Raw genomic sequence first — 12,557 nt, forward strand, 5'->3', positions numbered from 1 at the left:
GATAATGTTGATGCGAGTTTTACGCAGCGAGCCGCGTGCGGCGCTGCTAATGCTGGGGCTGATGATGGCTAACCTGCTGGCCTGGGGTTGGGCGTGGCACGCCTTTGCCAGCAGCCCGGCGCTGATGGCGGCCAGCCTGCTGGCCTGGGGCTACGGGCTGCGCCACGCGGTGGATGCGGATCACATTGCCGCCATCGATAACGTGACGCGCAAAATGATGCAGCAGGGCAAACGCCCGTTTGGCGTCGGGGCCTGGTTCTCGCTGGGCCACTCCAGCATTGTCGTGCTGGCCTCTGCGGCCATTGCTGCCACGGCGGCGGCGTTTCAGCACCGGATGGCGTGGTTTCATGAAACCGGCGGCATGATTGGCACGGCGGTGTCGGCCATCTTTCTGCTGGCGATGGCGCTGGTGAACCTGGTGATTTTGCGCGGGGTATGGCGCAGCTTCCAGGCCCTGAAGCGGGGTAAGCCGGTGGATGCCGAAAGCGCCACCCCGGGTGGGGTGATGCACTGGCTGTTCAGCGCCGCTTTCCGCCTGGTGGGCAGGAGCTGGCACATGTATCTGGTGGGCTTTCTCTTTGGCCTCGGCTTCGATACCGCAACGGAGATCGGCGTGCTGGGGATCTCCGCCGCCAGCGCCTCTAACGGCATCTCGATCTGGTCGATTATGGTCTTCCCGGCGCTGTTTGCCAGCGGCATGGCGCTGGTGGATTCGCTGGATAATCTGCTGATGGTCAACGCCTACGGCTGGGCCTTTGCTAAGCCCCAGCGCAAGCTCTACTACAACATGACCATCACCGGGACCTCAGTAGTGGTGGCGCTGTTTATCGGCGGGCTGGAAGCGCTGGGGCTGCTGGTGGATAAGTTCGCCCTGAGCGGTGGCGTGTGGGACATCATCGCCACGCTGAACGATAACCTCGGCGACGCCGGATTTATCGTGGTGGCGATCTTTATCCTTTGCTGGCTAGCCTCAATTGTTAACTACCGGGTGCGGGGCTATGATTCGCTGGCGGGAGCTGCTTCAGCAGAGTAAACGCCTCTTTCATGCGATCCTCGCTGATTGCAAAGGCGCAGAGCTGACCCTCTTCATTAAACCCCTGAGCGACCATCCCCGCCGCGCTGGTTTCCATCTGCCAGCGCAGATCGCGCCGCCCGGACTCGCCTGCCAGCTGCAAGGGCAGCTCAGGGGTTTTGACCTTTACCAGCATCGCGGGCAGCTTCAGCGGAACGCGGGCACCGAGCAGGTTTTTCGCCAGGTACATGGCGCTAAGCTGAATCGGCTGAAGAAACGGCAGCACGCTGTCGTTGATCTCCGCACAGTCGCCCAGCGCATAGATATCCGGCTGCGTGGTTTGCAGGTAGCTATCGACCTTCACCCCGCGATGCGTTGCAGCTCCGGCGCGCTGCGCCAGCGCGGTCTCCGCCCGCAGGCCGGTGGCAGCCACCACGGCATCCACTTCAACGCTGCGGCTGCGATCCAGCTGAACGCGGATACCGCCTGCGGTTTTCTCCAGGCGCTGAAGCTGCGATTTCAGCAGCAGCTGCACGCCCATATCGGTCAGGCGATGCTGTAAGCGGCTGCTTACTTCTGGCGGCATCAGCGTCGGCAGAATGCTCGCTGCCTGGTCAATGAGGGTCACCGCTTTGCCGGCGCGGCAAAAATCCATCGCCAGCTCGGTGCCAATCAGACCGCTGCCGACAATCATCACCCGCTGCGCGTCGCGAAGCGCGGTTTCACAGGCGCGATACTCCCGCTGGCTGTTAAGCGTAAGCATCAGCTCGCGTCCCTCAACCGGCGGCACAAAGGCAGATGCGCCCGTCGCCAGCACCAGCTTATCGTACGGCCAGGATCGTTCGCCCGCTTTCACCACGTGCGCGGCGGCGTCAATATCGGTCACCCAGGTCCAGGGAAACAGCCGCAGGTTAAACTGTTCGGCAAACTCCCCCGCCGTCTGGCGGGTGAGGTCGTCTGCACGCTGGCTCTGGCTGATCACGTGGCTTAAATCCGGTTTGTTGTACTCATCGATGCTGTCGGCTGCAATCAGCGTCAGCGGGACGTTCGCATCAAGCTTGCGGATATTTTTTACCAGCTGGCGGGCGGCAAAGCCCGAGCCAATAATCACGATGCCGTGGTTCATTTGACCTCCGTTGCCAGTTCATCAAAGACCTCTTTCCCCAGGGAGCATTCCGGGCAGAGGAAGTTGTCCGGCACGTCGCACCACGGCGTACCGGGGGCGACGTCCTGCATCGGTTCACCTTTTGCAGGATCGTAGATCCACTGGCAGACGCTGCACTGCATGCTCGGCCCCAAATCGGCGGTTGCACAGGGGCTGGCGGCAGGCGTCGTAGCCGCCACAGCTGCGGCTACGGGGAGTGGAGTAAGCGCCCACTGACGTGCAATATCACGGCCATGCTGGCGGCAAATTTCAAGGGCATCAATGTCCGGACGCCATTTCGCCTTCAGGCTCAGGGACATCTCAAAACCGGCATCCTGCAGACGCGTGGAGAGGCGATCTACCGCGCCGCCGCTCCAGCCGTGGGAGCCAAAGGCGCTGGCGCGTTTGTTGCGAAAGCGCAGGCCGGTCATCTCCTCCACCAGGCCAGCGATTTTCGGCATCATCACGTTGTTCATGGTGGAGGTGCCCACCAGCACGCCTTTGGAGCGGAAGACGTTGGTTAATACCTCGTTTTTATCGCTGCGCGCCACGTTGAAGATTTTCACCGCCACGTTGGGATCCACTTCGTTGATCCCCTGGGCAATGGCGTCCGCCATCATGCGGGTATTGTTGGACATGGTGTCGTAGAAGATAGTGATGCGATCTTCCTGATAGTCCGCCGCCCACTTCAGATAGAGCTCAACGATTTGGGTCGGATTTTCACGCCATACCACGCCGTGCGAGGTGGCAATCATATCCACCGGCAGGTTAAAGCCGAGGATTTCAGTGATTTTTGGCGTCACCAGGCGGCTGAACGGGGTCAGGATGTTGGCGTAGTAGCGCTGGCACTGCTCAAACAGCTCGCCCTGATCCACTTCATCGTTAAACAGACGCTCGTCGCAGTAGTGCTGGCCGAAGGCGTCGTTGCTGAACAGCACCGCGTCGCCGGTCATATAGGTCATCATGCTGTCCGGCCAGTGCAGCATTGGGGTCTCAACAAAGATCAGCTGCTTACCGTTGCCGATATCTAACGTATCGCCGGTCTTCACGGTATGGAAGTTCCACTCCGGATGGTGGTGGTGACCGTTAATAGAGTCGATGGCGTTGGTGGTGCAGTAGATCGGCGTATTCGGGATATGGGACATCAGCTCGGTCAGCGCCCCGGCATGGTCCTCTTCGGCATGGTTAATGATGATGTAGTCGATAGCGTCAAGATCGATCTCGCTGCGCAGGTTCTGCACGAACTCTCGGCTGAATTTGTGATCGACGGTATCGATCAGCACGTTCTTGCCTTCACGAATGAGATAGCTGTTGTAGCTGCTGCCGCGCAGCGTTTTATACTCGGTCCCGTGGAAATCGCGGACTTCCCAGTCACGTTGGCCAACCCAATGAATGTTATTTTTAACCAGAATAGACATAGCAACCTCAATTTCAATTCAGCATGTTTGACTCAGATTCTTTACCTATATCAAGATGCGTGCCAGTTTTTTAACTGTTTGAAATATATATAATTTTTACAAAATTAACGCTTTGTTGGTAGTCGTTTTGACTATGATTATTGTTGTCAATATGACACTATGCGTTGTCAAAATGACAGCGAGGTAACGATGAGTTTTTCAGTTGAGGTATTAGCGGGGATCGCCATTGAGCTGCAGAGCGGTATCGGCCATCAGGATCGCTTTCAGCGGTTGATTGCCACCCTGCGTCAGGTCTTAGGCTGCGACGCCTCGGCGCTGCTGCGCTACAGCGCGCGGGAGTTTATTCCCCTGGCCATCGACGGTCTCGCGCCGGACGTGCTGGGGCGGCGTTTTACGCTGGAAGGGCACCCGCGGCTGGAGGCCATTGCCAGGGCAGGGGACGTGGTGCGCTTCCCGGCGGATAGCGATCTGCCCGATCCCTATGATGGCCTTATTCCAGGCCAGGAGGATCTGAAGGTGCACGCCTGCATCGGCCTGCCGCTGTTTGCCGGGCAGCACCTGATTGGCGCCCTGACCCTCGACGGCATGTCGCCGGATCGTTTCGATAACTTCAGCGATGAGGAGCTGCGGCTGATTGCCGCTCTGGCGGCAGGGGCGCTCAATAATGCCCTGCTGATTGAGCAGCTGGAGAGCCAGAATATGCTTCCGGGCGCGCCCGCGATCTTCGAGCCGGTGACGACCACCCGGATGATCGGCCTGTCGCCGGGCATGGCGCAGCTGAAAAAGGAGATCGACATTGTGGCCGCCTCGGATCTGAACGTGCTGATTAGCGGCGAGACCGGCACCGGCAAAGAGCTGGTGGCGAAGGCGATTCATGAGGGCTCTCCGCGTGCAGACCATCCGCTAGTCTATCTTAACTGCGCGGCGCTGCCGGAGAGCGTGGCGGAGAGCGAGCTGTTTGGTCACGTTAAAGGTTCATTTACCGGGGCGATCAGCAATCGCAGCGGCAAGTTTGAGATGGCCGATAACGGCACGCTGTTCCTCGATGAGATTGGTGAGCTATCGCTCGCATTGCAGGCCAAGCTGCTGCGGGTATTGCAGTATGGCGATATTCAGCGCGTCGGGGACGATCGCAGCCTGCGGGTTGATGTCCGGGTGCTGGCAGCCACCAATCGCGATCTACGGGAAGAGGTGCTGGCCGGACGCTTTCGCGCCGATCTGTTCCATCGCCTGAGCGTCTTTCCGCTGGCGGTGCCGCCGCTGCGCGAGCGCGGTGAGGACGTGGTGCTGCTGGCAGGGTACTTCTGCGAGCAGTGTCGGCAGCGCTTTGGTCTCGCACAGGTGCTATTAAGCAGCGGAGCGCGTTCGCAGCTGCTACAGTATGGCTGGCCGGGCAACGTGCGCGAGCTGGAGCACGCTATCCATCGTGCCGTGGTGCTGGCGCGTGCCGCACGGGCAGGGGATGAGGTCACGCTGGAGGCGCAGCACTTTGCCTTTGCCGACGCGCCTCTGCCACAGATACCACAAGCCGCGTCGTCCGTGCTGGCCAGGAACTTGCGCGAGGCGACGGAGGATTTTCAGCGCCAGACTATCCGTCAGGCGCTGGCGCAGCACAACCACAGCTGGGCCGCCTGTGCCCGGGCGCTGGAGATGGACGTCGCCAACCTGCATCGGCTGGCGAAGCGGCTGGGGTTGAAAGGCGAACTATAACGCCGGGCGGCACTGCGTTTGCCCGGCCTACGGTGGTTACGGTGTGGTTTGTAGGCCCGGTAAGCGGAGCGCCACCGGGCATTACTATACCAACCCCCCGGCATTGCACCGGCCAGGCTTGAAAGGCCAGCCAGATGATTTACCATGATTCTCTTAGGTCGAATTTGTATTAGGGACAACCCATGTTTAAGCGTCGTTATATTACTCTTCTTCCCGCGCTTGTTTTGCTCTCTGCCTGCAGCAGCAAACCCAAAACGCCTGAAGCGCCGCCCGCTACCACCGGCACGCCGTCCGGCGGCTTCCTGCTTCAGCCGCAGCATGATGTCACCATGTCAGGCGGTGACTTCGCCAATAACCCGGCGGCAGAGCAGTTCATCAACAAAATGGTCAGCAAGCATGGTTTCGATCCCCAGCAGCTGCACGAAATTTTATCCCAGGCGAAGCGTCTCGATTACGTCCTGCGCCTGATGGATCGCCAGGCACCTACCGGGCCCGCCCCTGTCGGCCCGAACGGCGCATGGCTGCGTTACAAGAAGCAGTTTATTACTCCGGACAACGTGCAGAACGGCGTCGCCTTCTGGAACCAGTATGAAGATGCCCTCAACCGCGCCTGGCAGGTCTACGGCGTGCCGCCGGAAATTATCGTGGGTATCATCGGGGTTGAGACCCGCTGGGGCCGCGTGATGGGCAAAACGCGCATTTTGGATGCGCTGGCGACCCTGTCGTTTAACTACCCGCGCCGCGCTGAGTACTTCTCCAGCGAGCTGGAAACCTTCCTGCTGATGGCCCGCGACGAACAGGACGATCCGCTGGAGCTGAAAGGCTCCTTTGCCGGGGCGATGGGCTACGGACAGTTTATGCCCTCATCCTATAAGAAACTGGCGGTCGATTTTAACGGCGACGGACACATTAACCTGTGGGATCCGGTTGACGCCATCGGCAGCGTAGCGAACTACTTCAAGGCGAATGGCTGGGTGAAAGGCGAACCGGTCGCTATCCCGGCTAACGGTCAGGCTCCTGGTCTGGCAAACGGCTTTAAAACCAAATACAGCGTATCGCAGCTGATGGCCGCTGGCCTGACGCCGCAGCAGCCGGTAAGCAACAATCAGCAGGTGAGTCTGCTGCGCCTCGACGTGGGTACAGGGTACGAATACTGGTTTGGTCTGCCGAATTTCTACACCATCACCCGGTATAACGCCAGCACCCACTATGCGATGGCGGTCTGGCAGCTGGGCCAGGCGGTATCGCTGGCGCGCGTGCAGTAGCGCTTACCTAAGATTCAAGGCCAGCGCACGCTGGCCTTTTTTCTGAATCACTCTCGTAAAATCCCGTCTTCGTCCCCATATTATGAGAGAAAGTGCTATCTTATCTCTCTCATTTCAGCCGTTTACGGAGCGGTTATGACTGACAGTGAATTGATGCAGCTGAGCGAGCGCATAGGCCAGGCGCTGAAGGCGCGTGGCGCGACCGTGACCACCGCCGAGTCCTGTACCGGCGGCTGGGTAGCCAAAGCCATTACCGATATTGCCGGCAGCTCCGCCTGGTTTGAACGGGGGTTTGTCACCTATTCTAATGAAGCCAAGGCGCAGATGAGCGGCGTTAAACCTGAGACGCTGGCCCAGCATGGCGCAGTGAGTGAGCCAGTGGTGGTTGAGATGGCGATCGGTGCGATTAAAGCTGCCCGTGCCACCTATGCGGTATCGATTAGCGGCATCGCTGGCCCCGACGGCGGCAGTGAAAGCAAGCCGGTCGGCACGGTCTGGTTTGGCTTCGCCAGCGCGGCGGGGGAGGGGATCACACGGCGGGAGTGCTTCGCCGGTGACCGTGAAAACGTGCGCCGTCAGGCCACTGCTTATGCCCTGCAAACCCTGTGGCAACATTTTCTACAAAGAGCTTGATACTGTATGCGTATACAGTATAATGAGCGCAACAAAACAGTAATCCCCGGCAAGCATCACCTGCTTTACCCGGCATGACAGGAGTAATAATGGCTATCGACGAAAACAAACAGAAAGCGTTGGCGGCAGCACTGGGCCAGATCGAAAAGCAATTCGGTAAAGGCTCCATCATGCGCCTGGGTGAAGACCGTACTATGGACGTAGAAACGATCTCCACCGGTTCGCTTTCGCTGGACATCGCCCTCGGTGCGGGCGGCCTGCCAATGGGCCGTATCGTAGAGATCTACGGGCCGGAGTCCTCGGGTAAAACGACCCTGACGCTGCAGGTTATCGCTGCTGCACAGCGCGCGGGTAAAACCTGTGCCTTTATCGATGCTGAGCACGCGCTTGATCCTGTGTACGCGCGCAAGCTGGGTGTTGATATCGACAACCTGCTCTGCTCCCAGCCGGATACCGGTGAGCAGGCACTCGAAATCTGTGACGCGCTGGCGCGCTCCGGTGCGGTTGACGTGCTGGTCGTTGACTCCGTTGCGGCACTGACCCCGAAAGCAGAGATCGAAGGCGAGATCGGTGACTCTCACATGGGCCTCGCGGCACGTATGATGAGCCAGGCGATGCGTAAGCTGGCGGGTAACCTGAAGCAGTCCAACACCCTGCTGATCTTCATCAACCAGATCCGTATGAAGATTGGTGTGATGTTCGGTAACCCGGAAACCACCACCGGCGGTAACGCGCTGAAATTCTACGCCTCCGTGCGTCTCGACATCCGCCGTATCGGCGCGGTGAAAGAGGGCGATAACGTGGTAGGTAGCGAAACCCGCGTGAAAGTGGTGAAAAACAAAATCGCTGCACCGTTCAAACAGGCTGAGTTCCAGATCCTCTACGGCGAAGGTATCAACTTCTACGGCGAGCTGGTTGACCTGGGCGTGAAAGAGAAGCTGATCGAAAAAGCGGGCGCATGGTATAGCTACAACGGTGAGAAAATCGGTCAGGGTAAAGCGAATGCGACTACCTGGCTGAAAGAGAACCCGGCTACCGCGAAAGAGATCGAGACGAAGATCCGTGAGATTCTGCTCACGAACCCGGATACCAAACCGGACTTCACGGTTGACGACAGCGACGAAAACGCGAAAGAGACCAACGAAGATTTTTAATAATCTGACGTAATAAACAAGGGCTGCCGATGCAGCCCTTTTTGCTATTTATCCATCCAGCAGGTGTGCCATGACAGATACCTCGCCCCGCCGCTCCGCCTACGCCCGCTTGCTCGATCGCGCCATGCGCATTCTCGGCATGCGCGACCATAGCGAACAGGAGTTCCGTCGCAAGCTGACCGCCCCGGTGATGACCAAAACCGGCCCTGAGCCGGTGGATGCCACCGAGGACGATATCACCAACGTGGTGAACTGGTGCTATGAAAACCGCTATCTCGACGATGCCCGCTTCGCCCGCCAGTTTATCGCCAGCCGCAGCCGTAAAGGCTATGGCCCGGCCCGCATCCGCCAGGAGCTGAATCAAAAGGGAATTGCTCGTGAAACGGCAGAGGAGGCGATGCGCGAATGCGACATCGACTGGATTGAGATTGCCCGCGAGCAGGCGCAGCGCAAATATGGCGACCCGCTACCAGCGGTCTTTGCTGAGAAGGTGAAAGTACAGCGTTTTTTACTCTATCGGGGATTCCTGATGGAGGATATTAAAGAACTTTGGTGAAATTTTACGGCCTGGCTGCATACGGGATTTTACTTCGCAGTCAAGAAAACTTATCTTATTCCCACTTTTTCCAGTAGCTGGTTGTTGCCTGTAACAGGGAGAAACGCCCGCTACGACATTTCGTTAGCTTGATTTCAGGATAATTATGAGCAAGAGCACCGCTGAGATCCGTCAGGCGTTTCTCGATTTTTTCCATAGTAAAGGTCATCAGGTAGTTGCGAGCAGCTCCCTGGTACCCAACAACGATCCAACTCTGCTGTTTACCAACGCCGGGATGAACCAGTTCAAGGATGTTTTCCTTGGTCTCGACAAGCGTAATTATTCCCGCGCAACCACCGCGCAGCGCTGCGTGCGTGCGGGCGGTAAACACAACGATCTGGAAAACGTCGGTTACACCGCGCGCCACCACACCTTCTTTGAAATGCTGGGTAACTTCAGCTTTGGCGACTATTTCAAACACGATGCTATCCAGTACGCATGGGAACTGCTGACCGGTGAAAACTGGTTCAACCTGCCGAAAGATCGTTTGTGGGTAACCGTCTACGAAACCGATGACGAAGCTTACGAAATCTGGGAAAAAGAGGTTGGTATCCCGCGCGAACGTATCATCCGCATTGGTGATAACAAAGGCGGCGCCTACGCGTCTGATAACTTCTGGCAGATGGGTGATACCGGTCCGTGCGGCCCGTGCACCGAGATCTTCTTTGACCACGGCGCGCATATCGCCGGCGGTCCTCCGGGCAGCCCGGACGAAGACGGCGATCGCTACATTGAGATCTGGAACATCGTCTTTATGCAGTTCAACCGTCAGGCCGATGGTACGATGGAGCCGCTGCCGAAGCCGTCCGTAGATACCGGTATGGGCCTTGAGCGTATTGCGGCAGTGCTGCAGCACGTTAACTCGAACTATGAGATCGACCTGTTCCGCGATCTGATCGCTGCCGTGGCGAAAGTGACTGGCGCAACCGATCTGAATAACAAATCCCTGCGCGTCATCGCCGACCACATCCGCTCCTGTGCGTTCCTGCTTGCCGACGGCGTGCTGCCGTCGAACGAGAGCCGTGGCTACGTGCTGCGCCGCATCATTCGTCGTGCGGTCCGTCATGGCAACATGCTTGGCGCGAAAGAGACCTTCTTCTACAAGCTGGTTGCCCCGCTGATTGACGTGATGGGTGCGGCAGGCGAAGAGCTGAAGAGCCAGCAGGCGCAGGTTGAGCAGACTCTGAAAACCGAAGAAGAGCAGTTTGCCCGCACGCTGGAGCGCGGCCTGGCGCTGCTCGACGAAGAGCTGGCGAAGCTGACCGGCGATACGCTGGACGGTGAGACCGTCTTCCGTCTGTATGACACCTACGGCTTCCCAATGGATCTCACCGCCGACGTCTGTCGCGAGCGCGATATCAAAGTCGACGAAGAGGGTTTCAAGGTCGCGATGGAAGCGCAGCGCAACCGCGCCCGTGAATCCAGCGGCTTTGGCGCTGACTACAACGCGATGATCCGCGTTGAAGGCGCATCCGAATTTAAAGGCTACGACAGCCTTGAGCTGACCAGCAAAGTGACCGCGCTGTTTGTTGAGGGCCAGTCCGTAGACGCCATTAGCGCAGGGCAGGAGGCGGTGGTTATCCTTGACGCGACGCCGTTCTACGCTGAATCCGGCGGCCAGGTTGGCGACAAGGGCGAGCTGAAAGGCAACGCCTTCACCTTTACCGTGACCGATACGCAGAAGTATGGCCAGGCGATTGGTCATCAGGGCAAGCTGGCCTCCGGCTCCCTGAAAGTGGGCGACGGCGTTAAAGCCGAAGTGGATGAAGCCCGCCGTGAACGTATCCGTCTGAACCACTCTGCAACGCACCTGATGCACGCCGCGCTGCGCGAAGTGCTGGGCACCCACGTAGCGCAGAAAGGCTCGCTGGTGAACGACAAGGTCCTGCGCTTTGACTTCTCCCACTTTGAAGCAATGAAGCCGGCGGAGATCCGCGCGGTGGAAGATCTGGTTAACGCCCAGATTCGCCGTAACCTGCCGATCGAAACCCAGATCATGGATCTGGAAGATGCGCGGGCTAAAGGCGCGATGGCGCTGTTTGGCGAGAAGTATGACGAGCGCGTACGCGTGCTGAGCATGGGCGACTTCTCTACCGAGCTGTGCGGCGGCACCCACGCCTCCCGCACCGGTGATATTGGTCTGTTCCGCATCGTGTCTGAATCCGGCACCGCGGCAGGCGTTCGTCGTATCGAAGCCGTAACCGGTGAAAATGCGCTTGCCAGCCTCCATGCGCAGAGCGAGCAGCTGCAGGATATTGCCCAGCTGCTGAAGGGCGACAGCCAGAACCTGGGCGACAAAGTGCGTACCGTTCTGGATAAAACCCGCCAGCTGGAGAAAGAGCTGCAGCAGCTGAAAGCGCAGCAGGCGGCGCAGGAGAGCGCAAACCTCTCCGATAAGGCTGAAGAGATTAACGGCGTGAAGCTGCTGGTGAGCGAGCTGGCGGGCGTCGAGCCGAAGATGCTGCGTACTATGGTTGACGATCTGAAGAACCAGCTGGGTTCCGCGGTAATCGTTCTGGCTACGGTGGCAGAGGGTAAGGTTTCTCTGATTGCGGGGGTCTCCAAAGAGGTGACCGACCGCGTGAAGGCAGGGGAGCTGATTGGTATGGTTGCCCAGCAGGTGGGCGGTAAAGGCGGTGGCCGTCCGGATATGGCGCAGGCCGGCGGTACGGACGCAGCCGCGCTCCCTGCGGCGTTAGCCAGCGTGAAAGGCTGGGTAAGCGCAAAACTGTAATAACAAACAAAGCGAATGCAGACGCCATAGCCCTTGGGTTATGGCGTACTTGCCACTACGCTGTTGATAACGATAAAGTCAGGTTGAAGTTGTGTATATCGGCTAAACTTACGTTTAACAGAATGTGATGCCGTGACTGCTTACACTTTACGTGTTTGTCATCGCTTACTTTTTGGCGTTATATGATGGATAATGCCGGGATACAAGAGACCCGACTCTTTTAATCTTTCAAGGAGCAAAGAATGCTGATTCTGACTCGTCGAGTTGGTGAAACCCTCATGATTGGGGACGAGGTCACCGTGACAGTTTTAGGGGTTAAGGGCAACCAGGTGCGCATTGGTGTGAACGCCCCTAAAGAAGTATCTGTTCATCGTGAAGAGATCTACCAGCGTATCCAGGCTGAAAAATCACAACAGTCCAGCTACTGATATCATCGCGTCTCGCCGTCTGGCGAGACGCGGCTCTCTCCAGCCTGCTTTTTTTCACTCTTTATTCTTATTCTCCCCTTTTGGCATGACATTTTCATTTCTCCGCTCCCTTTCTGTATGCTGCGTAACGGCAAGGATTCTGCTGATAAAACACTCTTTTTGATCCTTTTCAACGCAAATTGTGTGCGAAGTGTGCAAACGAATCAGGGCTGGGAAAAATTGTTTGACTTATAAGTCCCAGAAAGTAATATGTGCGCCAACGCAGCGACGATGAGCAGAAACAAGTTCTTCGACGCACTCGCAAGAGGCGTGTTGGTGAGGTGGCCGAGAGGCTGAAGGCGCTCCCCTGCTAAGGGAGTATGCGGTCAAAAGCTGCATCCGGGGTTCGAATCCCCGCCTCACCGCCATTTGCATCCGTAGCTCAGCTGGATAGAGTACTCGGCTACGAACCGAGCGGTCGGAGG

At 58.0% G+C, this 12,557-nt stretch carries 10 protein-coding genes and 1 tRNA gene; 9 read left to right on the forward strand and 2 right to left on the reverse strand.

Annotation, left to right across the window (positions count from 1 at the left end; translation table 11 throughout):
• Nucleotides 1–4: 4 nt before the first annotated feature.
• On the forward strand, nt 5–1,033 hold the full coding sequence (locus tag RTX96_RS16700; protein WP_103818212.1) for a HoxN/HupN/NixA family nickel/cobalt transporter: 1,029 nt from the start codon (nt 5–7) through the stop codon (nt 1,031–1,033).
• Here the strand turns inward: RTX96_RS16700 and norW are convergent.
• Both norW and norV read right to left on the reverse strand, forming a co-directional pair.
• Complete coding sequence (norW, locus tag RTX96_RS16705; RefSeq protein ID WP_312671601.1) at nt 978–2,138, reverse strand: NADH:flavorubredoxin reductase NorW; 1,161 nt, start codon at nt 2,136–2,138, stop codon at nt 978–980. The two genes, RTX96_RS16700 and norW, sit on opposite strands and share 56 nt — an antisense overlap.
• On the reverse strand, nt 2,135–3,574 hold the full coding sequence (norV, locus tag RTX96_RS16710; protein ID WP_312671602.1) for an anaerobic nitric oxide reductase flavorubredoxin: 1,440 nt from the start codon (nt 3,572–3,574) through the stop codon (nt 2,135–2,137). The genes norW and norV overlap by 4 nt, the downstream gene beginning before the upstream one ends.
• Nucleotides 3,575–3,763: 189 nt before the next feature.
• On the opposite strand from norV, the gene norR reads away from it, so the two are divergent.
• From norR to RTX96_RS16750, 8 genes are all read left to right on the forward strand, one after another.
• The gene (gene norR, locus RTX96_RS16715; RefSeq protein WP_312671603.1) at nt 3,764–5,284 is read left to right on the forward strand and encodes a nitric oxide reductase transcriptional regulator NorR; all 1,521 of its coding nucleotides are present in this window, start codon (nt 3,764–3,766) and stop codon (nt 5,282–5,284) included.
• Nucleotides 5,285–5,466: 182 nt separating this feature from the next.
• The gene (mltB, locus tag RTX96_RS16720) at nt 5,467–6,549 is read left to right on the forward strand and encodes a lytic murein transglycosylase B (protein ID WP_103818208.1); all 1,083 of its coding nucleotides are present in this window, start codon (nt 5,467–5,469) and stop codon (nt 6,547–6,549) included.
• A 135-nt stretch (nt 6,550–6,684) separates the two neighbouring features.
• Complete coding sequence (pncC, locus tag RTX96_RS16725) at nt 6,685–7,182, forward strand: nicotinamide-nucleotide amidase (protein WP_312671604.1); 498 nt, start codon at nt 6,685–6,687, stop codon at nt 7,180–7,182.
• An 89-nt stretch (nt 7,183–7,271) separates the two neighbouring features.
• Nucleotides 7,272–8,336 carry a recombinase RecA gene (gene recA, locus RTX96_RS16730; protein WP_103818206.1) on the forward strand — a complete coding sequence of 355 codons (1,065 nt, stop codon included), beginning with the start codon at nt 7,272–7,274 and terminating at the stop codon, nt 8,334–8,336.
• Between the two features lie 70 nt (nt 8,337–8,406).
• Nucleotides 8,407–8,892 (forward strand): recombination regulator RecX, encoded by a 486-nt coding sequence (recX, locus tag RTX96_RS16735; RefSeq protein ID WP_103818205.1) that lies wholly within the window; start codon nt 8,407–8,409, stop codon nt 8,890–8,892.
• Nucleotides 8,893–9,037: 145 nt separating this feature from the next.
• Nucleotides 9,038–11,665 (forward strand): alanine--tRNA ligase, encoded by a 2,628-nt coding sequence (alaS, locus tag RTX96_RS16740; protein WP_103818204.1) that lies wholly within the window; start codon nt 9,038–9,040, stop codon nt 11,663–11,665.
• Between the two features lie 242 nt (nt 11,666–11,907).
• Nucleotides 11,908–12,093, forward strand: a complete 186-nt coding sequence (csrA, locus tag RTX96_RS16745) for a carbon storage regulator CsrA (protein WP_000906486.1) — start codon at nt 11,908–11,910, stop codon at nt 12,091–12,093.
• A 314-nt stretch (nt 12,094–12,407) separates the two neighbouring features.
• Nucleotides 12,408–12,500 (forward strand) — tRNA-Ser (locus tag RTX96_RS16750).
• Nucleotides 12,501–12,557 lie beyond the last annotated feature (57 nt).

The sequence above is a fragment of the Pseudescherichia sp. genome (assembly GCF_032052675.1).
Classification (GTDB): Bacteria; Pseudomonadota; Gammaproteobacteria; order Enterobacterales; family Enterobacteriaceae; genus Pseudescherichia.

Coding starts and splice junctions, on each gene's coding strand:
- RTX96_RS16700 (WP_103818212.1), top strand. CDS start 5: ATGTTGATGCGAGTTTTACGCAGCGAGCCGCGTGCGGCGCTGCTAATG.
- norW (WP_312671601.1), bottom strand. CDS start 2,138: ATGAACCACGGCATCGTGATTATTGGCTCGGGCTTTGCCGCCCGCCAG.
- norV (WP_312671602.1), bottom strand. CDS start 3,574: ATGTCTATTCTGGTTAAAAATAACATTCATTGGGTTGGCCAACGTGAC.
- norR (WP_312671603.1), top strand. CDS start 3,764: ATGAGTTTTTCAGTTGAGGTATTAGCGGGGATCGCCATTGAGCTGCAG.
- mltB (WP_103818208.1), top strand. CDS start 5,467: ATGTTTAAGCGTCGTTATATTACTCTTCTTCCCGCGCTTGTTTTGCTC.
- pncC (WP_312671604.1), top strand. CDS start 6,685: ATGACTGACAGTGAATTGATGCAGCTGAGCGAGCGCATAGGCCAGGCG.
- recA (WP_103818206.1), top strand. CDS start 7,272: ATGGCTATCGACGAAAACAAACAGAAAGCGTTGGCGGCAGCACTGGGC.
- recX (WP_103818205.1), top strand. CDS start 8,407: ATGACAGATACCTCGCCCCGCCGCTCCGCCTACGCCCGCTTGCTCGAT.
- alaS (WP_103818204.1), top strand. CDS start 9,038: ATGAGCAAGAGCACCGCTGAGATCCGTCAGGCGTTTCTCGATTTTTTC.
- csrA (WP_000906486.1), top strand. CDS start 11,908: ATGCTGATTCTGACTCGTCGAGTTGGTGAAACCCTCATGATTGGGGAC.